Source organism: Exiguobacterium sp. EF_C8, assembly GCF_054956715.1.
The window spans coordinates 1,085,496-1,110,467 of record NZ_CM143264.1 but is presented as its reverse complement, the minus strand read 5'-3'; the positions used below and the strand labels follow the sequence as shown (position 1 = coordinate 1,110,467).

Genomic DNA, 24,972 nt, shown 5'->3' with positions numbered 1-24,972 from the left:
TGTTATGCTTTTAGCAAGTAAAGTATCGTTAAGGAGGACTATACGCTTACTTTTTACTTTCGTCAATGGCTTTTTTACGTTTAAATCGATTAAATGTTTTATCACGGACTGATTTTTGTTCGATCGTCAATGATGTGATATGGCGACGAAGCCCACCATTGAGCCGTTTTTCAAAGGATTCGAGTTCTTGTATCCACTCGTTCATCGAGACGACGATCGGTAAAATTTCCATGATGACTTCTTCCTCGAGTTCATCACGGTCGAGAAAAGAGTGCTTGACGAAGGCAATGTTCTCTTTGACGAGATCCTCCATCGCGAGCGGTTCTTCCGTCAACAGGAGATCGTATGTCAGCAAGACTTTCTCTTGTCGCTGGGCGATGTGCATCAAGTGATAGAACAGTTCACTTCGAAGATCGTCTGCAATCGAATCAAGTGCCTTCTCTCGTTCTCTGAAGCGCTCCGCCGTCGCGACGCCACGTTCGAGGCACGATTGCATATGTTTGAGGATCAGCAGGTTCCGTAGAAGCGAGGCATGCTTCTGACGCGTTCCTCTAATTTCTTCCTTGTGTAGGTTGAACAGGTTTTGTGTCTCAAGGAGCGAACGTCCCATCTTATCGATTGCTGCCCGATATGGGGTGACCTTGCCTTCAAAGGCAATTGCTCGCGTGACGACGAGTAGTTTCTCAAAGAGTTTCGTCGCTTTCTGGTAATAGACATTGCCGTAACGTGGCGGGAAAATCAACGCATTGATGCCGAGTGCACAACCGATCCCGAGCATGACGAGCAAGTAGCGGATCAAAACGACTTGCCAAAGTGGTTCGGTCGCAGTCGCGACACTTTCGAGAATGACGATGATCATCAAGACGACGTGTGGAATCGTCCGCCCGAAACCAAAAGCTAGCAAAATCGAAATTGCTGCCATGATGACGATCCCGATCGCAAGCGGATTCGCCGGGTTATCGCCTAAAATCCAAAGTGCGAGTAACGTCAAAAAGGCACCAATCAAGTTGGCCTCTGCTTCCTCGAGAAATTGTTTCCATGTCTGATAGACCGAAGGCAGGAGTGTCGTCGCTGCCGAGATCGCAGGCAGGATTGGGCTGAGGTTGAACAGGTTACTGATCAACAGCGCCAAGATGACCGCGAGACCTGTCTTAATGGTCCGTGGTCCGATTTGTAAGGATTGTCCACCCATGTCCATCCCTCCTTCTTATTCAGTATGCCCTCTATTCTTCACCGTTAGCCATCAAAATTCAACAAAAAATCCCCTCCGCTTAAAAACGGAGAGGAGATTTAGGTGAATTATGATGCTTTCGTACCTGTTCCTTCTGTCATTTCCGCTTTCGCGACCGATTGGTCAACAAGCGGTTTTTTGAGGAAGGATAGGATTGCCGCACCGACGAGTGAACCGATGAGGATCGCACCCGCGTAACCGACGATTGCCATGACCGTACCTGATGGACCATCAAGTAACGGGAAGACGAAGATACCGCCGTGTGGTGCAGGGAGCAAGACGCCGAAGACGATCGTCAACGCACCAGCGATCGCTGAACCGATGACGCTTGACGGAATGACGCGCAGTGGATCGGCTGCAGCGAATGGAATCGCACCTTCAGTGACGAACGATGCGCCCATTGCGTAAGCAGCGATACCTGCTTCACGTTCTTGCGGCGTGAATTTCTTACGTGCGAACAATGTGGATGAGAAGGCAACGATGAGTGGTGGAACCATACCACCTGCCATGACAGCTGCCATGACTTCCGTGTTACCTGCTGTAAGAGCAGCTGTACCGAAAACGTATGCTGTTTTGTTGATTGGACCACCCATGTCGATTGCCATCATCGCTGCGACGAGCATACCGAGGAGGATTGCGTTTCCACCACTGAGTCCGTTCAATGAATCTGTGAGCCATGTCATGAACTTCGCAATCGGCTCATTGATGACGAGCAACATGATCATTCCTGTGATGAATGAACCAAACAGAGGATAGAGCAAGACTGGTTTGATTCCTTCAAGTGCTGCTGGAAGACCTTTGAATACTTTAACAAGCAAGAGTACGACGTACCCGGCAAGGAAACCGGCAATCAATCCGCCGAGGAAACCAGCGTTACCGTTGCTTGCAAGGAAACCAGCGATTAGACCAGGAGCAAGACCTGGTTTATCAGCGATCGACATCGCGATAAATCCAGCGAGGATCGGAATCAAGAGACCGAACGCGGCTTTCCCGATCGTCATCAATTGCGCAGCGAATTCATTGTACGATGGATCTTTTGGGTTCGCAGAGTTGATACCCCAGAAGAAGCTGATTGCGATCAAGAGACCACCTGCAACGACGAGTGGTAACATCGCGGATACCCCACTCATCAAATGTTTGTAGAATCCGCCACGAGCTGGTTTTGAGCTTTCGCTTGAACCGCTCGCTTTATAGACAGGTGCATCCTGTTTGACGGCACGGTTGATCAATTCTTGTGGTTTCCGAATTCCTTGTGCAACTGGTACTTCAACGACGTGTTTACCGTTAAAACGATCCATCTCAACTGCTTTATCCGCTGCGACGATGATGGCTGTCGCATCGTTGATATCTTGTTGTGTCAAACCGTTCTTGACGCCTGTCGATCCGTTCGTCTCGACTTTGATACGGACACCCATCTCTTCCGCTTTTTGACGAAGGGCATCAGCTGCCATATACGTGTGTGCGATTCCTGTCGGACAAGCTGTGACGGCAAGGATATATGGTGCGTCTTGATCGACGTTGTCGCTTGAGACGTCAACTGGACCTTCTTCTTCGCGTTCCTTCGCTTCGATTGCTGCGATGACTTCGTCTTTCGTTTTAGCCGCAAGGATCGTATCGCGGAAGTTCATATCCATTAAATAAACGGATAGTTTCGAGAGTGTTTCAAGGTGTGCATTATCTGCGTTCTCACCCGCTGCAATCATGAAGAACAACCGACTTGGTTGACCGTCGAGTGCTTCGTAGTCAACGCCTGCCGAACGACCGAAAGCGATTGCTGGTGTTTTGACCGCTGCTGTTTTTGCGTGTGGGATGGCGATTCCTTCCCCTAAACCTGTCGTACTTTGTGCTTCCCGTGCGAGAATTGCTTCTTTATATGCCGAGCGATCGTTTAGTTTTCCTGCCCGATCGAGGACGTTGACGAGTTCATCGATGACAGCGGCTTTAGATGACGCTTGTAAATCGAGTTGAATCGTATCACGTGTCAAGAGATCAGTAATTTTCATGAGTAGTCACACTCCTTTTAGGATTGAATGAGTTCAACGACGTTGACGTCTACGAGGAGACGATCGATATCTTCTTTCGTACAAAGACCGAAGGAATAAGCAGACGCGCTGCCAGTCGTTACCGCATAGCGGAACGCTTCTTCTGGTGATTTGCCGAGCGCGTGGCTGGCGACGAATCCAGCGACGAGTGAATCTCCGGCACCGACGGAATTGACGAGCTTTCCTGCCGGTGTGTTTGCCGTGTAGGCACCTTGACGATTGACGAGCAGTGCTCCGTCTCCTGCAAATGAGATGACGACATTCTCGGCACCACGCTCGACGAGCTGTTGCGCGTATGGAACGGCCATCTCCTTCGACGTAATCTCGACGTCGAAAATTTCACCGAGTTCATGGTGATTCGGCTTGATTAAAAATGGACCGAGCGGTAAGACTTCAAGCATCGCTTCCTTCGTCGTATCGACGGCGAAGCGGACGTTCCGTTCATTCAAGATCGTCGCGATATGACGATAGAGATCATGCGGTAGACTGCTTGGGATACTGCCTGCGAAGACGACGATGTCACCGGCTTGCATCGTCTTGAATCGGGATAATAAATGCTCCAGCTCTTCCGGTTGAATCTTCGGTCCCGCTGCATTCAGCTCAGATTCTTGATCGGCACGAATCTTTACGTTGATCCGCGTCTCATCTTGAATCGGTGTGAAGTCCGTTAACACGCCTCGTTTCTCGAGTTCCGTCCGGATGAATTGTCCAGTACTTCCTCCAAGGAATCCGAGTGCTTGTGTTTCTACCTCATAGTTTTTTAGGACGAGAGAGACGTTGATTCCTTTCCCTCCGGCCACTTTTTCCGCCTGTTCGACACGATTGACTTGTCCTGCCTCAAATACCGGTAACGTGACATAATAGTCGATTGATGGGTTGAGTGTCAGTGTATAAATCATTTCGCGTTCACCACCTCTGTGTATTGACTGTATTTCGCTGCTTGCTCACTGGATGTCGTCGTGATGATCGTCGCCGCTTGCAAGGACGCCACCCGACTGAAGCTGATCGCATCCAGTTTCGTCTCATCGACGAGTACATACGATTGTTTTGCTAATTCGATCGCTGTCTTCTTTACGAGTGCCTCTTCCGGATCTGGTGTCGTGAAACCTTGTGCCGGATGAACACCGTTCATCCCAAGGAATGCGACATCAAAATGGTAAATCAACATTCCTTCACGTGCGTTGTAACCGACGAGTGCCTGCGTTGAATGCTTGAGTTGCCCTCCGACGACGAACGTCGGGATACGGTGATAGAGTAACGTGTTCGCTAGAGGAAGACTGTTCGTTACGACCGTAATCGCCTTCTCTTCGAGATACGGAACGATGGCAAGCGTCGTCGTTCCGGCATCGAGATAGACATACATACCGTCTTCAATCAGGTCGGCAGCCGCTCGCGCGATCCGTTCCTTCTCTTCGACATGCTGATCACTCTTCTCGAAGTAACTCAGTTCTTCAATTTGCAAATGGTTTGCTGTTGCTCCCCCGTGCACTCGACGCAGGTGACCTGCTGTCTCGAGTTGTGATAAATCCCGACGAATCGTGGATTCACTCGCACCGGTTTGTTCGACGATCTTTTGCATCTTGACGACTTCTTCTCGGGCTAAAAGCTCAAGGATGAGTTGATGGCGTTTTTTGGTTAACATAAGGTTTCCCTCCGCATCTTTAATATAAAGCGTTTACATATAAAAATCAATCAAAAACGTTCAAAATTTATATAAATTCTTTATAAAACGTTCAAAATACGACTTTTTTCGACATGAAACCGTTCTTATAGTTTCATTATACATCAAAAACGGTCATTTTATGACTGTTTTATTTTTTGAAATCAATCATTTTTTAAATTTTTGACGATTTTTACAAAATAAAAAACCACTTTCCAAAGTAATTTGGAAAGCGGTGAATGCAATTCAATCAATTCGGTCATCTTCGTTCACTGGACTTCATTTTGTAAACGACCGATTCCTTCAATCGATACTTCGACGACATCCCCTGTCTGAAGGTAGACCGGTGGTTTCATACCATGTCCGACACCAGCTGGAGTTCCTGTCGCGATGACATCTCCGGCTTCAAGCGTCATCCCACGTGACACTTCCACTAAAATCGTCACGACGTCACGCAACATTAAGGCGGTTGATCCTGACTGTCGGAGTTGTTCGTTCACACGTGTCTCGACGAGGACGTCACTTGGATCAAAGCTATCCGCTGAGACGATGACCGGTCCGAACGGACAGAACCCATCGAGTGATTTACCACGGAAGAACTGGACGTGTTCTTTTTGTAAATCCCGTGCCGTCACGTCATTGACAATACTGTAGCCAAACACATGATCAAGCGCATTTTCTGGTGTCAGATCACGCCCTGTCTTGCCGATGATGATGGCGAGTTCTCCTTCATAATCCAGTTGCTTCGTCAAATCCGCATGCCGTTCGATTGGTTCGAACGGACCGACGATCGACGTCGGTGCTTTCGTGAACAAGACGAATTTCCCTGCTCCCGCCGTATCCATCTCTTTGATATGATCAGCATAGTTCTTGCCGACGCAAATGACATTTCGTGCTGGTACATACGGTGCGAGTTGTCGCACATCCCCTTTAAGTAGTGGTGCGATATCTAAATCAAGATCAACATCAAACTCACGTGAAATCACTTCAAGCAATGAATCGGTGTAGACTTGCCCTGTTACATCATATGTAGTGCCCTGTTGTTCAACCCCGATGCCTACTTTTCCGTCTTGCTCAAATCGAAACCATTTCATCTTAACTGCCCCCTTTATTTTTAGTATAGCGAAACGGATAACCCGTCGCACCTAACCTCTTCAGCCTATATTCAGTCCTAAAATCATTTTACTATTATTTTCAAAGATAGAGCACCATCTATACATGTTACTCAATCGTTCCTCGATCTTGTTGTTCGTTTTATCTGGTGAAAAATTATGAAATCATCCGTTATAAATAGTTATCTCATGAATCATATTGAACAAATAGTACATTTAAATATTAAAACATCCTAAAATTGTTTATTCTTGCGATAAGAAGTTAAACTTTTCTATAGGAATATGATCAACGTTTATTGAACAATTGTATTTTTCTAATATGTTTTGAAGTAATGGAAAAATGTCGTTCAAATTATTTTTTTGTTTAAAATCATCAATAACTTCAACATCAAAGTTCCATCGACATTCTTCTTTATCCTCTAAAAAACCACCCGCCACTATACATAACTCATCATACGTTTCTTGAGTAACTTCCTCAGATGAAATAAGGAGTGCCTTAATATAATTATCATCTCCGAATTCGTCTTCCGAGATTCCATCAATATTTTTTAAATAAGGAAAATCGTCAATTGTGCTAGGACGTTGATAATCAATCAGTATCATGCAATAAATAGGTGGTGTTAAATAACCAGTTCTCAAAAAATATGCTTCGACCGACCTTAAATTGATTATTCTATTCAGGTGGTAATTTTTCATTTAGTGAACCTCGTTTATTTATTATAGTGAGTTTAATTAATATTTTTAACGTTAGTTCAGATAACTTTCTTTAATAGTTTACACCTTATCACATCATACAACTATCGGATATATAGTACTTATATGACTCGTCAAGATAATAGAAAGGGGTAGCATTCCCATGTACCTAGGAATGCTACCCCTTTGATAAAATTCATTATGCAATCCGTTGCGCTAATCGATCAACAAGAGCCTGAGACTCTTCATTTAATCCTACCAATTCAACTTTTTTGCCGAGTCGTTCATATTTCAAGACGACGTTCTCGATCGCTTCGATGGCTGAATCATCAAATAAGTGACACGCTGAGAAATCGAGCGTGATGATCGATGATAGATCAGCATCGAGCTGGAACTGTTCCGCAAATGCAGTCGTCGACGCAAAGAATAACGGTCCACGGATCGTATAACGGACTCGTTCTGTTTGCTCCTCACGCTCGACTTGGATGCGAGAAATTTTTGACGCGAATAATAACGCTGCAAGCAAGATCCCGACAAGGACACCCATCGATAAGTCATGCGTCAATACCGTCACGAGCACGGTCGCGAGCATGACCGCAGAATCACTTTTCGGTGACGTCTTGAGCATCTTGAATGAGCCCCAGTCAAACGTCGCATACGAGACGAAGAACATGACACCGACAAGTGCTCCCATTGGAATCGTCATCAATAGATCGTTCATCGTAAACATCAATAGCATCAAAAACACACCTGCTGTCAACGTCGACAAGCGACCGCGTCCACCGGATGTGACATTGATGACTGATTGCCCGATCATCGCACAACCTGGCATTCCACCGAACATACCGGCGATAATGTTCGCAATTCCTTGTCCGCGCGATTCCATCGCTTTGTTCGACGTCGTATCCGTCATTTCATCAACGATTCGTGCTGTCAGTAACGATTCGATCAAACCAACGAATGCGAGTGACAAGGCATATGGGAAGATGATTTGAAGCGTCTCGAGTGAGAACGGGACATCTGGCAAGAAGAAGCTTGGTAACGCCGCTTCGATTTGTCCCATATCCCCGATGACACGGGTATCGAGCGAAAAGACGACTGTTAATACCGTCATAATCGTGATCGCAACAAGTGGCGCCGGAATCGCTTTCGTGACCCGTGGAAATAACAAGATGATGGCGAGTGACGCGGCGACCATCGCATACATAATCCAGTTTTGCCCTTCGAACTGTGGCAATTGCGCCGAGAAAATCAGAATGGCGAGCGCATTGACGAATCCGACCATGACAGCTCGAGGAATGAATCGTAATAACTTGGCAATTCCTAAAAAGCCGAACGCGATTTGTAGAATTCCGGCAAGTATACCGGCAGCTAGTAGATAATCAACACCGTGATCTTTGACGAGCTGAACGACGACGAGTGCCATCGCGCCAGTCGCAGCCGAAATCATTCCAGGGCGACCACCAGCAATCGAGATGACAATTGCAATGATAACGGAAGCGTATAGCCCAACCATCGGGTTGACACCAGCGATCAGCGAAAACGCGATTGCTTCCGGGACGAGTGCTAAGGCAACGACGATTCCGGACAACAAATCCGCTTTTGGTTGCAAGAACCACTCTTTTTTCCATTGAGTAAACATATGATGATTGAGACCCCTTTTCTAACATGAATGATCTCAGTGTAATTGGATTAGTTTCAAAAAGCAACCTTTTTAGGAAGTTTTGGTCCGAATGCGGGCAATCTCATCGACCATCGTTTTATAAGTCGCCATGATTTCCTGTCCCGCAAAGACCGGATCTTCATCCATCGTCTCGAGTGCCCGGCGCAGGAGATGGATTTTCGGTTTCTTACGTTCGAGCAATTCCTCATAGATGAAATCGAGAACTTCTTCATGTGCTTCCTTCGATTCTTCGGAAATCGAAGACAAGGTGATCAAACGCTTCATATGTGCGCTCGTCTTTTCGAATAAATCCTTCCGAATGACGACTTCATCTTGTGGACGATCGAGCCAGACCGATAGGAATCGTGGCGGAATCAATTGTTCCTCCGTCCGACTGACGTCTTCGACGAGATGCGTCAACCGATTGAACACATAGCGGACGACCCGTTCCGGTTGAGTGTTCGGCTCAGATTGACGGAAGAAGTACATTGCATATTGCAACATCCCCGTGTAAATGACTGCTAAATCTAGAAGATACGGTTCCTTCGTCTGACCGAATAAATCACGTAACCGATCGAACGTCCACTCGATCTCAAGAAGTCGATTGTTTTCCATGAACGTCTTGAGTTCTTTTTCATTTGAAGCAATGGCCTCTTCGAACAATGTATATAATTTATATTTTTGCATCAATTCCAAATAACAGTTTCCTTGTTGAATGAATGTTTCATAATCCGAGACATCCCGTCCGACAAGAATTTCCTTACGCGCGGTCCGCATTTTTTCAAAGACGGTATTAAAGACATCAATGAATAATTCGTTTTTAGAGGAGAAGTAATTATAGAACGTCCCTTTAGAAACGTTACTGTGTTCGAGAATATCCTGAATGGAGGTTGATTGATAACCCTTTTCGACGAATAGTTGATAGGCAGCATCTAATAATTGTTTCTTTTTTGGATTCATGGTCTTGTCCTTTTCTGTTCATAATTGGTTCGACAACCACTTATTTTAGTGTATGAAGCAAATAATTTGAACTCATTCGACTTCTGCTGGTAAGATAGCCAAGTCAGTCATAGAATTCAAGTCTAACATTTTAGACTCGTAGTACAAAAGGAGCATAACGAAATGCAATCAAGCAAGCAATCATCACGACTTTATTTAATTTTAGCTGTCCTCATGGCAGGTGCGTTCGTTGCGGTCCTAAACTCGACGTTACTCAACATCGCCTTACCGTCGATCATGAAATCGTTCGGTATTCAGGCAAGCACCGCCCAGTGGTTGACGACGGGATATATGCTCGTCAATGGAATCATGATTCCGACTTCGGCATTCCTCGTCCAAAAGTTCTCAACGCGTCAACTGTTCTTGACGGCGATGACATTGTTCTCACTCGGAACGATTATCGCTGGACAAGCACACATCTTCCCGCTCCTACTCGGCGCGCGCATGATGCAGGCCTCGGGTTCCGCGATCATGATGCCACTGTTAATGAACGTTCTCTTGACCGGTTTCCCAATCGAAAAGCGTGGGCAAGCGATGGGAATCTTCGGACTCGTCATCACCTTTGCTCCAGCAATCGGACCGACATTGTCCGGGTGGATTCTTGAACATTATGAGTGGCGGATGTTGTTCCATCTCGTCACACCGATCGCATTGCTCGTACTCTTCACGGGTGCCTTCTTATTGAAGAAAGAGACGGTTCAAAGTTCACTTAAGCTCGATTTGTTCTCACTCGTCCTTTCAAGCTTCGGCTTCGGTGGTTTGTTGTATGGATTTAGTTCCGCCGGTTCTGCCGGATGGGGATCTTGGACGGTCATCGGATCATTGATCATCGGTGTAATCAGTTTGACTTCCTTCATTATACGTCAATTCATGCTCGAAGAACCGATGCTTGAGTTCGGTATTTTCCGGTATCCGATGTTCGCTTTATCGCAAGGGATTTCAATGGTCTTGAACATGTCAATGTTCTCCGCGATGATCTTGATGCCGATCTACATCCAGACGATTCGTGGCATCTCACCATTTCACTCTGGTCTCTTGATGTTACCGGGTGCGATCGTTATGGCGATCATGTCACCAATAACAGGTCGTCTCTTCGACCGATTTGGTGCTCGCATCCTTGCCATCATCGGCTTATCACTGACTGTCTTGACGACGTTCTCATTCAGTCAGCTAGCTGCGGATACGTCATACGCGTTCCTCGTCATCATGTATACGTTACGTTTCCTTGGAATCTCGATGGTCATGATGCCGGTCATGACGAACGGATTGAATCATATTCCACAACATTTGACACCTCACGGGACGGCATTAAACAACACGTTGTCACAAGTATCGGGTGCGATTGGTTCAGGTCTGCTCGTGACGATCATGACATCGCGGACGAAACACCACGTTCCGGAACTCGCTTCACAACCTGAAGCTGCAAATCCGGAATGGTTGCAGATGCAGGCGATGATTGAAGGAATCAATGATACGTTCTTTATCGCGACATTACTCGCACTTGCTGCTTTGATCTTATCGTTTTTCATCAAAAAACGACGGACAACGACACTCGCAGTCGTCGAATCCGTCGATCAAGAACAAAAATATGCATGATTTGATTCTCCCCTGTCTAAAAAGATGGGGGAGTTTTTGTCTAATCCAAACGTTTGTTTAAATGCTGTCGATCATACATTCGTTGATTCGTACTCCCCCGAAAGCTTGTCGTTCGGTCAAGTTTCGATAGGATGAACGGACCATCAATCAATCCATCTAGTCGGCGTAACAAAGGGTGCCATTCTCGGTGCTTAATGATCTCTTCCAACACATAGCCCGTATACAAGATCACTTCATAGTCTGGTCCGAGTCGTTCTAGTAGCCGATAGAGCGCTATTGCTTGTAACAACGGTTCCCCACCGGATAGCGTCAGGCGCCGGTGACCGGTTGCTTGAATCCGCGCGACCGTCTCGTCAATTGTCCAAGCTACGCCACCTGCAGGATCCCAGGAGGACGGATTATGACAGCCGGCACAGTGATGCGGACAACCGGCAAGAAATAACACCGTTCGTAAACCGGGACCATCGACGACGGAGTCAGGAAGAAGCGAGAGGACCCGTAACATCGTGTTTCACCCGATTCTGCTCTTCTGCCCGTTTCGCTTCATTCCAGCGGTCCAGCGTACCGACGAGATATCCGGTGATGCGCCGAATGCGTTCGATCGATCCACTCCCGCAAACCGGACATTGATCCTCGATCGTCTGCTCCGTTCGGCAATCAAGACAACGATCGACGGGATGATTGATTGATCCATAACCGATTCCAGCCTCCGCCATTAAACGAACGATGTCTTCGATTGCTTCCGGATTTCCAGCAAGCGCACCATCCGTCTCGACATAGGTGATATGACCGCCATTACATAATGCATGGAACGGGGCTTCGAGTTGAATCTTCTCACGGATCGTCACGGGCGCATCGACAGGAATGTGAAAGGAATTTGTATAATACGGTCGATCTGTCACTCCTTCGATCTCACCAAAGTCCCTGACATCGCGACGTGTGAACTTACCGGATAATCCTTCGGCCGGAGTTGCGAGTAAACTAAAGTTCAACCCTGTCTGTTCGCCAAAATTGTCGACTACCGTCCGCATCGCTTGAATCAATGCAAGACCAATCCGGTGTGCTAGTTCGGAATAACCATGATGACTCCCCGTCAGAACGGACAAACATTCAGCAAGTCCGATGAAGCCGACCGCTAACGTCCCGTGTTTGAGGACCGGACCTACCTGATCCGTATTTCTTAGCGTCTCACCGTCTTTCCAGACGTGTTGATATAAAAATGGAAACTCGTCAGCCGTTCGACTTGCCTGGAACTCATACCGTGCGATGAGTTGCCGGCATGCAAGTCTTGTCGTATCTTGGACGACTTCGAACATTTGATCGACGGTTTACTCTGGAGTGCCAAACGGACGAGATTGATGCTCGTGAAGGATAAATTACCACGACCTGTGACGGACGGTATGTCTCCACGATCCTCGAATACACGGGTCCGGCATCCCATATACGCGACTTCCGCTTTTCCCGGTTGCTCCTGGTGATTAAATGGTGCATCGAGAAATGCAAAGTTGGGAAACAATCGCTTTCCTGTTACCCGTGTAGCGAGTTGAAACAAATCATAGTTTGGGTCCATTGGTGACAGATTGATTCCTTGTTTCACTTTATAGATCTGAATTGGAAAAATCGGTGTCTCACCCTTGCCCAGCCCACGCTCCGTCGCTGTTAGCAAGGCACGTTGGAAGAGCCGCCCTGCATACGTCGTATTCGTTCCGTAATTGACGGATAAAAACGGAACCTGTCCACCACCGCGCGAATGCATCGAATTCGTATTATGAATGAATGCTTCACATGCTTGAAACGTTTTTTCATACGTCTCCTGCCATGCATGTCGCTCCCGCTTACGCCGCTTCCAATGCGGAACGAGGTCATTTAGTTTCGTCCATTCCCGTTGATAGGTCTTTTCGACGAACGGCGCTAAATCATCATCAAAGGTTGCGAAGGCTTGTCCGCCATGCTGCATGTTTTGATTCGCCTGGACGATGATTGCCGCAAGGGCGAGGGCAGAACGAATGTCTTGCGCCGGACGGATCGAACCGTGCGTTGTCTGAAATCCGTTTGAGAGTAACTGACCGAGCGGAATTTGGGCACAAGTCGTCGTCCCAGTCACATAATAATCGGCGTCATGAATATACAAAATGTTGTCGTCAAGCGCCTGCAAGACATCCGCTTCGAGATGTCGTCGCATCATCTGCCGTGCTGCTTCCCCAGCAATCCGTTGTAACTTCGCAAGTGGTGTTTTGCCATCAATGTTTGCATTCTCTTGTTCGATCTCTTGCGGTGGTGTGAGTAACGCTTCTAAGCTCTCCATGATTCTTCTTCCTCTCACGCTTTTTTGTAATCACTATAGCGAGAGTACAGAAACGTTAGCAATCCCTGCACAATTTACGATTTTTTCAACTGTTTCAGCCGTTCTGTCATCAATCTGTTCGATTTATCGTTCAAATGTCTGCATCTTACTCGTTTTAGCCAAGCGCATGAATTTGGACGAATCTCACACGTGAAACGACAAAAAAGAAGAGGCGCATGATATCGCCTCTTCTTCGTCTCTTCATTCTGCTTCGAGTAACGCGTCCGTCGCACTTGGTAACTTGACCCGAAAAACCGTCCCTTCTCCTAAGATCGATTCGACTTCGATGTTGCCATCATGTGCTCGAACGATTTCCTTACAAATCGATAATCCAAGACCTGTTCCGCCGATTTTTCGGCTGTCTGAGTTATCGACACGATAGAATTTGCTGAATAGATGCGGCATCGAATGACTCGGAATCCCGATTCCGAAATCACGGACGCTTAGTTCAATCTGATTGTGCTGATGGGTCAGCGTCACAACGACATCCCCACCGTCCGGTGAGTACTTCACCGCATTATTCAATAGATTTCCAAGTAGCTGTTTCATACTGTTCGCATCTGCTTCGACCATAAAGTCCTGTTCGTCATTCAAATCAAGCTGCAGACTATGTTGTTCCGTCGCTGCTTGATAAAACTGAATTTGTTCCTTGACGATTTCTTTCAGATCAAAGATTTGTTTATCATACTCTTGCTTTCCTGACTCCATCCGCTGGACGTTCAAGAAGTCGCTGACGAGATTGGTCAATCGTTTCGATTCATCATGAATCGTTTGCAAGTATCGCTTGTTCCGCTCGGGATCCAGATCCCGTTTCAACATCAGCTCCGTAAAGCCATAAATTGAAGAGAGCGGTGTTCGAAGTTCATGCGAAACCGTCGAGACGAGTTCTGATTTGACCCGATCAACCTCTGTCTCAGCCGTGACATCACGGAAGACGAGGATCGTTCCTTTCGACTGTTCTCCATGCGCGATGGCTTCGGCATAAACTTGAATGAAATATTCACCCTGGTCGATCGACAAAGAGAACATGCCCTCAGGGATCTCACCCGATAAGACTTCTTCAAAGTACGCTTCAAAAGCTTCTTTCTGGTCCATCTGCTCGAACATCGTCTCTGGTCGGACTTCAAGAAACGTCATCGAGTCATTGTCTTCCTCGACCTGTAACGACTGGAAGATATCAAATAATGCCTGATTCCCTAAGATCGTCTTTTCCTCATGTTTGATATAAAGAATCGCTTCCCGAACGGAATTCAACAGTTGCGCCGTCTCTTTTCGTTCATATTCCATCTGTTCATAGAGTGACATCCGCATCAATGAAATGGCGATTTGTTTCGAAAATGATTCCAGTTCCGCCAAATCTTTTTGATTGAACGGCGCGTCAAAGCGCGCTAAATAGAGACAAGCAATCAATTCCTCTTTCGCCGGATCCATGATCGGAATGACTCCCTCATAGACATGATACGGATACTTGATAAGATCATCATTGGCGACCTTTTTCGAGGAATGCGCTGTCTCCTTTGAAATCATGACCCGTTTCAGCAGCAATGATTCTGTTTTTAAGCTCTCCTGCTGATCCTCTGTCATTTCCTTTGGAACGACTTGGGCGATCTCATTATTCTTGATCAGCAACAGGGCACCAAATTCCGTCTTCGTCAACCGGACGATCGTACTGATGACAGAAGAATAATCAAATAAACTCTCTTTTGAAGCAAGTGTTTCGATTAATTCGTTCCGATCTTGTAGATGCAACTCGTTCGTCCGAGTCACTTCCAAAGCGCGCTCAAGTTCGTCCTGCTTTTGCGTCAGTACTTCCTGATTGCGTTCCATTTCTTGATTCTTTGCTGACAGTTCCGCATGTTGTGATGAGATCGATCGTGCCATTCGGTAAAACGATGCCGTCAATTGACCGACTTCATTATGGCTGTCGACGTCATGCTCGAGCGAAATCGACTTTCCTTCCGCAAGACGACGACTTTTGACATTCAGTTCGCGGAGCTGTGACGTCACACGATGAATCAACGGACGGACGATGAACAATAGACAAAATAAAAAAACCATCAAGTTTAAAAACCAGAACCATTGTGTCTTTTGTAATTGATCGAGTACTTGTTCCTTCGTCCGACCGTCTGCATTGTCCACGTATAAATAACTGGCAACCGATGTGATGACACTTAGTGCAAAGACACTATAAAAAATTGCCATCAACTGTCTGCCTAACTTCTCAGTCATCCAGTGTTTCATGTTCATAAATCCTCCTAGCAGTATATTGCCCTTCGTTCAAGATTGTTTCCTCCTCATCTATTATCATCTAATGATTCCCGGAAACATCTTTCTTGAATCCTTTATGGTCGGGCAGGCGAGAGTCCAATCCCGGTCACGAGAGCAATTGCATCAATGACTTGCCCTTTCGTCAGATCATCCGTCTCGATCTGTTGACTGAACAGCGGATCGGATAATTGCCGTAGTCGTTGTTCCGCTTGTTGACCGCCCCACGAGTTTGGACGCTCAAAGCGGCTGATCAGGCGGCGTTTGACAGTCGTCTCCTTCGCCATCAAGGCGATATGACGGACATCATGTCCAGTCTCGCGTAACGTCCCGATGATTTCCTGAAAGTACGCTGGATTCGTCAAGGTCATCGGTACGATGATCCGCGCTTCTTCCGTATCGAGCTGTTCGAGGAGCTGACGGTTGAACGTGCGCCATAACGGCTCATCCTGAAAGTCATCTTTGTTTGTCGGCAGCTGTGCTCGTAAAAAATAACCCGTCTCTTCCGGATCAAAAATGTGTGAGCCGCTCCAGCGTTGTTGTAATCCGTTTGCTGCCGTCGTCTTACCAACGCCAAACGTACCGTTAATCCAAATGATCATCTTGTTCTCCTCCACCCTGTTTTTGTTGTACTATACTGCTAAAACAGTCGACAAGTTTCAATCGACGATAAAAAAACACTCTGCTAAAGAACAGAGTGTTCACCCATATAACCATGTGATTAAAACCGGTGCGATGACACTGGCACAGACGGCCGTCAAGACCATCGTCAATAGACCGACCGCTCCTTCCCGTTGATCGAGACTCATCGACTTCGTCGCGCCCATGACATGAGCGATTGATGCTAAACCGACCCCACGGCTGACGAAGTGGCGAATCTTCAATCCCGTCATGAGCTTCGGACCGACGATCGATCCGGTTAACCCCGTCAATAAAACGAAGGCAGCCGTCAGCGTCGTCGTCCCACCAGCCTTTTGTGAAATTGCCAAGGCGACGGGTAACGTGACCGACTTCGGTAACAGAGCAAGATTCGTTGTCCGCTCAAGATGAAGCAATAGACCAAGTAACAAATCAGAGCTCATGGCAATACATGTTCCAAGCAAAACACCAAGTCCGATTTCTGGTAGAAAACGCCGAACGTGATGCCGGACGCGGTAGAGCGGAATCGCAAATGCCGTGATTGCCGGACCAAGCATCTTCGATAGATATTGTCCACCTTGCATGTATTCTGCGTGTGAGACTCCAGAACAGACGAGAATTAAGATCAAAACTGCCGTTACCGTCAGGATTGGTAACGTCCAGACACGAGGATAACGTTGATAGATGAACATTGCGATACTAAACAATGCAATTGACAGGATGATCCAAAACAGTGCCTCATTCATGTCGTGTCACCGCCTCTTTTCGGTGTGCTAGTCGATCAACGATATATGCTGATCCGACTAATGTCAGAAGGCTACTGACGATGACGATCAATACGATCTGTAAACCGGATGTCCGGAGAAATGCGGTATAATCCATGATTCCGGACAGTGCTGGAACAAAGAACAATGGCATGACGAACAGAAGAAATGTCCCGCCCCGTTCGACGGCCACAAGCGGAATCAGACGGCTTTTTAACGCCAGGTACAGTAGAATCAAGCCGATGATGTTACCGGGTAATGGTAATTGAAAGGTTTTGCTCACCCAGTCCCCACTGAGTGAAAAGCAAAAAATGAGTGCGATTTGAGCAATGATTTGAATAATACGCATAACGCGTGACAGCATGATAAAGGTCCCCTTGTTAACAGTTTCGGGTACTATTATCCGCCTCTTTTCCTTAACAATCAATGAAATCTGGTTAATCAAGTGAAGTAACCGTTCTCATGAGAATCCACGTATTTTTTGTACTAGGACAAACAAAAAACTACTCAATCGTGTATCAGTACAATAAATGATTCGAGACGAACGAAAAAGAGGCTGACTCCAAAAAAGAATGACGCGTCTTTTCACGCACTTTCCTCAGGCGAGACACAAGCCAGTTTTCCTGCTTTATACAAGCAGGAAAGCGGGTCTTGTTTGTCTCTGAAGCGCATAAATGCGCTTTTTCCTGTAGGAGTTGCGTATGACGCGTCATTCTTTGTAGAAACTAACTTTTGAGTCAGCTCCCTTTTCTATAATCTGAGACGACACCTGAATGGGATCGACTCCTCTTCTTGATCACATGACCCTTTTGAATAACTTCTCGAGTTCATATGTCGTCCATTCAATGATGACTGGACGTCCGTGTGGACACGTGAACGGCATCTCTGTCTTCGCTAAATCATCAATCAACCGACGCATCATCTCATCGTTCAACGGATGATTTGCCTTGATCGATTTCTTACATGCCATCATGATGGCGGCATCTTCCCGATACGTCTCAAGATCGATTTTCCGTTTCATCAATGCCTCATCGAGTAATTCTTGAATCGTCTCTTCCTGTCGATGGGACGGGAACCACGTCGGGACTTCTCGGACGATGAAGCTCTGTGGACCGAACGCTTCGAATTCAATGCCGACGTCTTTTAGTAACGGAAGGATTTCCTCCATTCGTTTCATGTCATCTGACGAGATTTCAAACGTATATGGTAAGAGTAATTGCTGCCGTTGCTCCGGTGGTCGACCGAACATGACTTTATACGTCTCGTATTTGATCCGTTCCTGCGCCGCGTGTTGATCAATCATATACATCCCGTCTTCTCCGGCACAGACGATATAGGACGAATGAAGTTGTCCGATGACGTCGAGGTGTGGAAAGCGCGGACGCGCGTGGGATTCCTCCATCGGTTCGACAACGTCCTGCTTGACCGGTTCGATGGGCTCGAATAGATCATCCTCGTTACTAAACGGCAATGGTTTCTCTACAGAGGGTCGATCGTCCTCTTGCGGTTTTTTCGGAATCGGATAATTCCAGACTGCTCGCGATGACGTCTCCTCGACCGGTTCCGCGACGTAAGAAAAATCGAGTTTCTCTTGACTACTCGGATCCTTTTTCGGTTTCGGTGGCGTCACCTTCGGAATCAACGTCTCTCGGCTGAGCGTCATCTTGATTGTCTCTTGAATCAACTGGCAGAGTTCCATCTCTTTTGAGAGACGAACTTCCCGTTTCGCCGGGTGGACGTTGACGTCAATCAGGAGTGGATCCATCGTCACCTCAATGACGGCAATCGGATACCGTCCAATCGGTAAGAGCGTATGGTAACCGTTCAAGACCGCTTGCGTCAGGGCGAAGTTTTTGACCGAACGTCCATTAAGAATCAACGTGATGTAATTCTTCGAGGCACGGGTCACTTCCGGTTTGACGAGATGACATGTCAGTTGATAATCGGCATTCGCTCCCTTAGCGACCAACGTCCCTTGGATCGTTTGATGACCGTAGACACTCGCCAGTGCTTGCCGGACGTCTCCCGATCCATTCGTCTGAATCAGCGTCTTCCCTTCATGTGTTGCTCGGAGTTTAACCTCTGGATGGGCGAACGCCATTCGGTTCAACACGTCCGTGATTGCGGCAAGCTCCGTATGCGTCGTCTTCAAATACTTCAGCCGTGCCGGTGTATTGAAGAAGAGATGCTCGACTGTCAATTCCGTTCCTCGGTTCATGGCAGCTGGTGTCCGCTGAACGACCGTCCCGTACTCAAGCGTCACTTGAATCCCTTCCGCGTCCTCGCGTTTCGTCTTCAACGTCACTTTACTGACGGACGCGATCGAGGCAAGGGCCTCTCCGCGAAAACCAAGTGTCTTGATTCGGAACAAGTCATGCTCGTCCTTAATCTTACTCGTCGCGTGACGAACGAAAGCCAGTTCAGCGTCATCCGGGTAAAACCCGTGTCCGTTGTCACGGATCGTCATCCGTTTCATTCCGGCTTCTTCGAGTTCGACATCGATTTGGGTCGCACCGGCATCAAGTGCGTTCTCGACCAGTTCCTTGACGACCGACGCTGGTCGTTCGACGACTTCTCCCGCCGCGATCCGGTTCGCTAAACTATCGGATAATTCACGAATGATTCCCACTGCATTCTCCTCACTTTCTCGCTTCGGCTTGTAGACGATACAGCGTATTCAATGCCTCGAGTGGCGTCATATTGATCAAATCAAGACTCGCCATCGTCTCACGCAGCGGATCCGCATCTGAGAACAGACTGAGTTGATCAATCGGCTCCTCCTGAACAGGAGCTTTTACAGGTGCTGCGACCGGAACAGGCTCCGCCTGCTCGAACTCGGACAAGAGGACTTGCGCCCGTTCGATCAGACTATCTGGTAAATCAGCTAACCGTGCGACATGGATTCCGTACGATTGGTCGGCTTTTCCGTCGCGTACTTCATGTAAGAAGACGACACGCCCATCTTGTTCAACGGCACGGACATGAACGTTCGCTAATCGATCAATCGATTCTTCGAGCACCGTCAGTTCATGATAATGGGTCGAAAATAGCGTCTTCGCTCCAACGTGCCGGGCGATGTGTTCAACGATTGCTTGTGCGAGTGCCATCCCGTCGTACGTCGAGGTCCCGCGACCAATTTCATCAAGCAGGATCAAAGACCGGTCCGTTGCACGCGTCAAGGCTTCTTGTGTCTCGACCATCTCGACCATGAATGTCGACTGTCCACTGACGAGGTCGTCTGCTGCCCCGATCCGGGTGAAGATTTGATCGAAGATCGGCAGTTCCGCTTGAGCAGCTGGTACGAACGAGCCAATTTGATGCAATAAAGCAATCAAGGCGAACTGTCGCATATAGGTCGATTTACCGGACATGTTCGGTCCAGTGATCAACAGCATCTCGCGTCCTTCGTTTAAGGTAATCCCGTTCGCGACGTATTCACCGCGCGGTAAGACTGTCTCGATGACCGGGTGACGTCCTTCCTGAATATCAACCGTTCGGCCGGTCGTCGTGATTGGTCGGACATAGTCGTGTGTTTCGGCAATCTCAGCCAGTGCGACGAGGACGTCGAGTTCCGCAATCCGGCGACTGACGCGCTGTAAGCTTTCGATATGTCCTTTGACTTCGTCACGCACTCCACAGAAGAGATCGTACTCGAGCGTGACACTCTTCTCTTCCGCACCAAGGATCAGCGCTTCTTTTTCTTTTAATTCCGGTGTGATATAACGCTCAGCATTGGCGAGTGTCTGCTTCCGTTCATACCGTCCTTCCGGTAACAGTTTGGCATTTGCACGCGAGACCTCGATGTAATAGCCGAAGACACGGTTGTAACCGATCTTCAACGTCTTGATGCCGGTTGCTGCTCGTTCATTTGCTTCGAGTGTCGCAAGCCACGTCTTGCCGTCTTTTGAAGCGACAAGTAACTCGTCGAGGTCTGGTGAATAACCGGACTTGATCATCCCGCCCTCTTTCGTTGAGATCGGTGGGGCTTCAACGAACGCACGATCGAGTAGATCGCTCAATTCGTCGTGTGGATCGAGTCCGAGACTAAGTTGACCGAGACGTTCGCTCATCATCTCTTCAAGTGCTGATTGGATACGGGGAATCAATCGCAACGTCGACTTCAATTGAACGAGATCACGCGCTGACGCTGTTCCGTAACCGACTTTTGCGACGAGTCGCTCAAGATCATAGACTTCCCGTAACGTATCTTTTAATTGCTGACGCTCGAAATAGTGTTGCAACAGTTCCTCGACAGCGTCGAGCCGTTCCGTGATGACTCGCTCCGATAACAACGGTTTTTCCAGCCAGCGTTTCAGCATCCGTCCACCCATCGCTGTACCTGTCACGTCAAGTAGACCAAGCAACGAACCCTTTTTGTCTCCTGTCCGTGCCGAGCGGACGAGCTCAAGATTCTTGACCGTATTCGGTTCGAGTTGCATGAAATCGCTCGCTTCGTAGACAATGGCTGGTTGCAGATGTGTCAACGCTCGTTTTTGTGTATCGTGCATGTAGGCATAGAGGACAGCAAAGGCTTCCGCTTGGGCTGTATCAATCGCGCGATCTCCATGTGGATGTGTCTCGCGTCGTGAACTGCGCGTTAGCGGGATCCGTAAGGACGCAAGTGCCGTCTCATGTTCCTCTGTCGTGACGATGATTTCCCGTGGCAAGATAATGCTTAATTCTTTGATTACACCATCGAGTGTTGCAACGCTTGTCAAGGCACTCTCACCTGTTGAGACATCACCGCGGGCAATCCCAAAACGACCGTCCTGTTCGACGACCGCTACTAGGTATCGATTCTCTTTTTCCGTCAACGCAGACATCAACGTTCCCGGTGTGATGACTTGGATGACTTCGCGTTTGACGAGTCCTTTCGTCAACTTTGGATCCTCGACTTGATCACAAAGCGCCACTTTATAACCACGCTCGATCAACTGTTCGATGTAGCCGTTCGCCGCGTGATGGGGTACGCCACACATCGGAATCGGATGCTCCGCGTTTTTACCGTTTTTCGCCGTCAACGTCAACTCCAGTTCATGGGCGACTTTCTTGGCATCCTCAAAAAATAATTCATAAAAATCACCGAGCCGATAAAACAAGAAAGCGTCCGGATAATCTGCCTTAATCGAGAAGTATTGTTTCATCATCGGTGTGTTGTGTACTGCTTCCATTCTTCCACCTCATTCGTCGAAAAAGCCGACGGATGTCCGTCGGCTTTTCGTTCATTTCGTGATTAGTAGCCGCAACCGCCGCTTTTGTTTTCTGCTTCCATGCCGCTACCTGTCTTACCTGCAAGAACGTCTCCGTCCGTTGCTTCGATGATTTGATCCGTAATCCCGTTCGAGATCGTCACCGTGATGTATTGGAGAAGTCCGTTGACTTCTTCTTGCGTTTCTTGGAACTGTTGGACGACAGGCATCTCATCAAGCTCAGCGAACAATTTATCGAGCTTCGCTTCGACACGTGCGAGTGCTTCTGTTTTGCCGTAATGTTGGCAGTTGACTGCCTCTTTTTGAAGGAACTTGATTTGTTTCATCATCTTTTGGACTTTTTCATTCCCATTGATGTTGGCTTCTGCCGCTTTGAATCGTTCTACTTCCGGTGTCTCTGAAATCATTTTGGCGATTTCATTGGCTTTTTCGATGATTTGTTCATCTGTATACATCCACATTCGTCCCCTCTATCGTTAGCGAACACGTCGCTTCCCTTAGCATTTCTGAACGATTCCTCGTTCTATCGCATTCATTATACCGTTCTGACGATAGAGTGACAAGAATAGTTCCTTATTCAATCGAACGCCATAATAGATAGGCAGCGTGACTGCGAACAGGAGCGAATTCCTCTGCCAGTCGCGTCGCTTCTTCTACTGTCGGTCGATATCCAAGTAATCGTTCAAAAGCCCGTAATATCCCAATGTCCGATGCCGGAAAAAGATCCGGACGACCGTACCCGAACATCAGGACGTTTTGAACCGTCCATGGTCCGACACCTTTCAGTGCAATCAATGTCTCAGCGATTTCTGCGTCGGTCGCTGACGTCAATTCCTCATAATTAATCTCTGCTGTTGCTACCCCGAGTAGATAATCGACTTTACGTCCTGATAGTTGCAGAGCGAGCAAGTCCTCGCGACGCGCTGCCGCTAGTTGGCGCGGTGTCGGCGGTAGGATGATTCCATCCTTGACCGTTCCGAATGTCCGAAAGACACGTTCCGTCAACGTATGCGCAAACGACAGATTGATTTGTTGATGGATGATCGAACGAATCAAGGCCGTGAACGGTGAATGATCAAGAACGAGCCGTTCGTCGCCGAACTGTTCGACGATCGCATGTAATGACGTCGTCTTAAGACGCTGCGCAGGATTCGGCTCACTGAGTCGAAAGCGTCGCTTGAGTTGTGCCAACACCGCTGCTTGCGGTCCTGAACCGTCAATCCGTAACGTGAAGCCGTCGATATCTTCAACCGTCGTAATATACGCCTGTTCTTCAACGAAGATTGGAACAACGAGTCGCCCATTCTGTTCGATTTGTAACGGGTCTTCCGTCAAACGAGACACGATTCCTTTAAAATCAAATGCTTCCGACAACGTCAGATCATACGTCCACCGACTCATCCGACGAACACCTTGATGGCACCGAGGATCAAACCGATGATGAATCCACACAATGCTCCGTTGACCCGGATCCATTGCAAGTCACTGCCAACCTTATCCTCGATCATGTGAATGAGTGTCTCGGTATCGAACCGATTCAAGTTCTCGCGCACGAGTCCGCCGATTTTTTGGTGATTTTGTTCGACGAAACGCACGAGTTGCTCCTTCATCCACTGATCACTGCTATCCTTGAACGTCGGATGCTGTTCCCAGTCGTCTAAAGCGCGCGAAAGCATCGGCATCGCCCGTTCCGTCCAGAAAGCGTCTGACGTCAAATAGCGTTCGAGCTCGATCAGACCAGCGTCATATGCACGTTCAATGACCGGAACGAAGTCAAACCGGTCGACCTCACTTGCCTTCCAAGCATCGATTTTCGCGAGACGCTCTTCATCAATCGACAACTGTGCCAGGTTACGACGCAGATGATCGAGAATCGCGAGTCGATTCGGATGATGGACGTGTCGCATATCTTGAATGACCGTCAACAAGACGCCTTGAATGACCAGACTGAGTTTTTCTTCCGAATAGACTTTTTGGACGGTTCGCGCCGTCACCCGCAAAAACGTATTCTTTTCTTGGTCAATCATTGCCGTATAAGCAAGGCGGCCAATCTGATCGCGAATGATCGGATCTTCGAGAAGACGTTGGCCGTAATCGAGTAACTGATCCATCAGCCACTCGTCGAGTCGACGTTCCTCATTCAACTCCATCGCCCGGACCGCCAGCCGTTTTGACGGATACGCTTTGATCGTCTCCGTCACCCGTGTATTCGCAAACTCAAGAATCGCCTCTTTCGGTAATTTCCGGATCAGACCGACCAATAGTTCGGTAACGGTCGCTCGAAAAGCAGGCAGAACGAGAATCGAACGTAAGATTTTGATGACACGGTCTGCGAGCGTCATATGTTGCAGCTTCGCGACGATACTCTCTTTATTGAGCAAGTCCGTCTCGAGCATATGAACGATTGATTCGATGACCCGTTCCCGATTTTTCGGCAACAGGTTCGTATGGGGAATCTTTAAGCCGAGCGGATGGCGAAACAATGCCGTGATCGCAAACCAGTCGGCAATCCCACCGACGAGTCCGGCTTCAAAACCACTCTGGAGCCAAAAGACCCACGCATTTTCTTTAAATGGCAATGAGACGACGAATCCGACCGCCATGAAAATCAACGAGACGGTCGCAAGCCGCCGTGTCGATGTTTTAGGTTGTTCAAGTGATGACACATCGTTTCCTCCTTCAACTGAGTCACTTATCTACCTTACGAACGGGACAAGGATTAGGTTTCGACACGAAAGAGCCCCAGTCATCGAC

The 24,972-nt window shown here is 47.8% G+C and carries 19 protein-coding genes and 1 pseudogene; 1 reads left to right on the top strand and 19 read right to left on the bottom strand.

Going from position 1 to position 24,972, the window contains the following annotated elements; genetic code table 11:
- Positions 1 to 46 precede the first annotated feature (46 nt).
- The 8 genes from ACY2IG_RS05710 to ACY2IG_RS05675 all read right to left on the bottom strand — a co-directional run bounded on the left by ACY2IG_RS05710 (position 47) and on the right by ACY2IG_RS05675 (position 9,361).
- On the bottom strand, positions 47 to 1,192 hold the full coding sequence (locus ACY2IG_RS05710) for an FUSC family protein (RefSeq protein WP_035408788.1): 1,146 nt from the start codon (positions 1,190 to 1,192) through the stop codon (positions 47 to 49).
- A 107-nt stretch (positions 1,193 to 1,299) separates the two neighbouring features.
- Positions 1,300 to 3,234: a PTS fructose transporter subunit IIABC gene (locus tag ACY2IG_RS05705; protein ID WP_035408791.1), complete on the bottom strand. Its 1,935-nt coding sequence runs from the start codon at positions 3,232 to 3,234 to the stop codon at positions 1,300 to 1,302.
- Between the two features lie 17 nt (positions 3,235 to 3,251).
- Entirely contained in the window at positions 3,252 to 4,172 is a 921-nt protein-coding gene (gene pfkB / locus ACY2IG_RS05700) for a 1-phosphofructokinase (protein ID WP_035408794.1), read from the bottom strand.
- Entirely contained in the window at positions 4,169 to 4,915 is a 747-nt protein-coding gene (locus tag ACY2IG_RS05695) for a DeoR/GlpR family DNA-binding transcription regulator (protein ID WP_035408796.1), read from the bottom strand. Before ACY2IG_RS05695 ends, pfkB begins: the two co-directional genes overlap by 4 nt.
- A gap of 287 nt (positions 4,916 to 5,202) precedes the next feature.
- Positions 5,203 to 6,027, bottom strand: coding sequence for a fumarylacetoacetate hydrolase family protein (locus tag ACY2IG_RS05690; protein ID WP_462618460.1), 825 nt, complete (start codon positions 6,025 to 6,027; stop codon positions 5,203 to 5,205).
- A gap of 261 nt (positions 6,028 to 6,288) precedes the next feature.
- Entirely contained in the window at positions 6,289 to 6,684 is a 396-nt protein-coding gene (locus ACY2IG_RS05685; protein WP_341087331.1) for a hypothetical protein, read from the bottom strand.
- Between the two features lie 253 nt (positions 6,685 to 6,937).
- Positions 6,938 to 8,380 (bottom strand): SulP family inorganic anion transporter, encoded by a 1,443-nt coding sequence (locus tag ACY2IG_RS05680; protein ID WP_308101243.1) that lies wholly within the window; start codon positions 8,378 to 8,380, stop codon positions 6,938 to 6,940.
- 72 nt (positions 8,381 to 8,452) lie between these two features.
- On the bottom strand, positions 8,453 to 9,361 hold the full coding sequence (locus ACY2IG_RS05675) for a TetR/AcrR family transcriptional regulator (protein ID WP_290755474.1): 909 nt from the start codon (positions 9,359 to 9,361) through the stop codon (positions 8,453 to 8,455).
- A 162-nt stretch (positions 9,362 to 9,523) separates the two neighbouring features.
- Between ACY2IG_RS05675 and ACY2IG_RS05670 the strand changes: the two genes are divergently transcribed.
- Entirely contained in the window at positions 9,524 to 10,996 is a 1,473-nt protein-coding gene (locus ACY2IG_RS05670) for a DHA2 family efflux MFS transporter permease subunit (RefSeq protein ID WP_035408812.1), read from the top strand.
- 40 nt (positions 10,997 to 11,036) lie between these two features.
- On the opposite strand, the gene ACY2IG_RS05665 is transcribed toward ACY2IG_RS05670, so the two are convergent.
- The 11 genes and pseudogenes from ACY2IG_RS05665 to ACY2IG_RS05615 all read right to left on the bottom strand — a co-directional run bounded on the left by ACY2IG_RS05665 (position 11,037) and on the right by ACY2IG_RS05615 (position 24,884).
- Positions 11,037 to 11,501, bottom strand: coding sequence for a 4Fe-4S single cluster domain-containing protein (locus ACY2IG_RS05665; RefSeq protein ID WP_035408815.1), 465 nt, complete (start codon positions 11,499 to 11,501; stop codon positions 11,037 to 11,039).
- A pseudogene (locus ACY2IG_RS05660) lies at positions 11,473 to 13,301 on the bottom strand (anaerobic ribonucleoside triphosphate reductase). Before ACY2IG_RS05660 ends, ACY2IG_RS05665 begins: the two are co-directional and overlap by 29 nt.
- Positions 13,302 to 13,541: 240 nt before the next feature.
- Positions 13,542 to 15,581 carry an ATP-binding protein gene (locus ACY2IG_RS05655; RefSeq protein ID WP_056060471.1) on the bottom strand — a complete coding sequence of 680 codons (2,040 nt, stop codon included), beginning with the start codon at positions 15,579 to 15,581 and terminating at the stop codon, positions 13,542 to 13,544.
- Between the two features lie 101 nt (positions 15,582 to 15,682).
- Entirely contained in the window at positions 15,683 to 16,207 is a 525-nt protein-coding gene (locus tag ACY2IG_RS05650; protein WP_056060467.1) for an AAA family ATPase, read from the bottom strand.
- 99 nt (positions 16,208 to 16,306) lie between these two features.
- Positions 16,307 to 16,990, bottom strand: coding sequence for an LrgB family protein (locus ACY2IG_RS05645; RefSeq protein WP_290772474.1), 684 nt, complete (start codon positions 16,988 to 16,990; stop codon positions 16,307 to 16,309).
- Complete coding sequence (locus tag ACY2IG_RS05640) at positions 16,983 to 17,372, bottom strand: CidA/LrgA family protein (RefSeq protein ID WP_329470448.1); 390 nt, start codon at positions 17,370 to 17,372, stop codon at positions 16,983 to 16,985. Before ACY2IG_RS05640 ends, ACY2IG_RS05645 begins: the two co-directional genes overlap by 8 nt.
- A gap of 432 nt (positions 17,373 to 17,804) precedes the next feature.
- Entirely contained in the window at positions 17,805 to 19,637 is a 1,833-nt protein-coding gene (gene mutL, locus ACY2IG_RS05635; protein WP_462618459.1) for a DNA mismatch repair endonuclease MutL, read from the bottom strand.
- A gap of 10 nt (positions 19,638 to 19,647) precedes the next feature.
- The gene (mutS, locus tag ACY2IG_RS05630; protein WP_056060455.1) at positions 19,648 to 22,179 is read right to left on the bottom strand and encodes a DNA mismatch repair protein MutS; all 2,532 of its coding nucleotides are present in this window, start codon (positions 22,177 to 22,179) and stop codon (positions 19,648 to 19,650) included.
- A gap of 62 nt (positions 22,180 to 22,241) precedes the next feature.
- Complete coding sequence (locus ACY2IG_RS05625; RefSeq protein WP_023467714.1) at positions 22,242 to 22,679, bottom strand: YlbF/YmcA family competence regulator; 438 nt, start codon at positions 22,677 to 22,679, stop codon at positions 22,242 to 22,244.
- Between the two features lie 112 nt (positions 22,680 to 22,791).
- Complete coding sequence (locus ACY2IG_RS05620) at positions 22,792 to 23,619, bottom strand: DNA-3-methyladenine glycosylase family protein (RefSeq protein ID WP_290786298.1); 828 nt, start codon at positions 23,617 to 23,619, stop codon at positions 22,792 to 22,794.
- On the bottom strand, positions 23,616 to 24,884 hold the full coding sequence (locus ACY2IG_RS05615; RefSeq protein WP_462618458.1) for a DUF445 domain-containing protein: 1,269 nt from the start codon (positions 24,882 to 24,884) through the stop codon (positions 23,616 to 23,618). The genes ACY2IG_RS05620 and ACY2IG_RS05615 overlap by 4 nt, the downstream gene beginning before the upstream one ends.
- Positions 24,885 to 24,972: the final 88 nt, after the last annotated feature.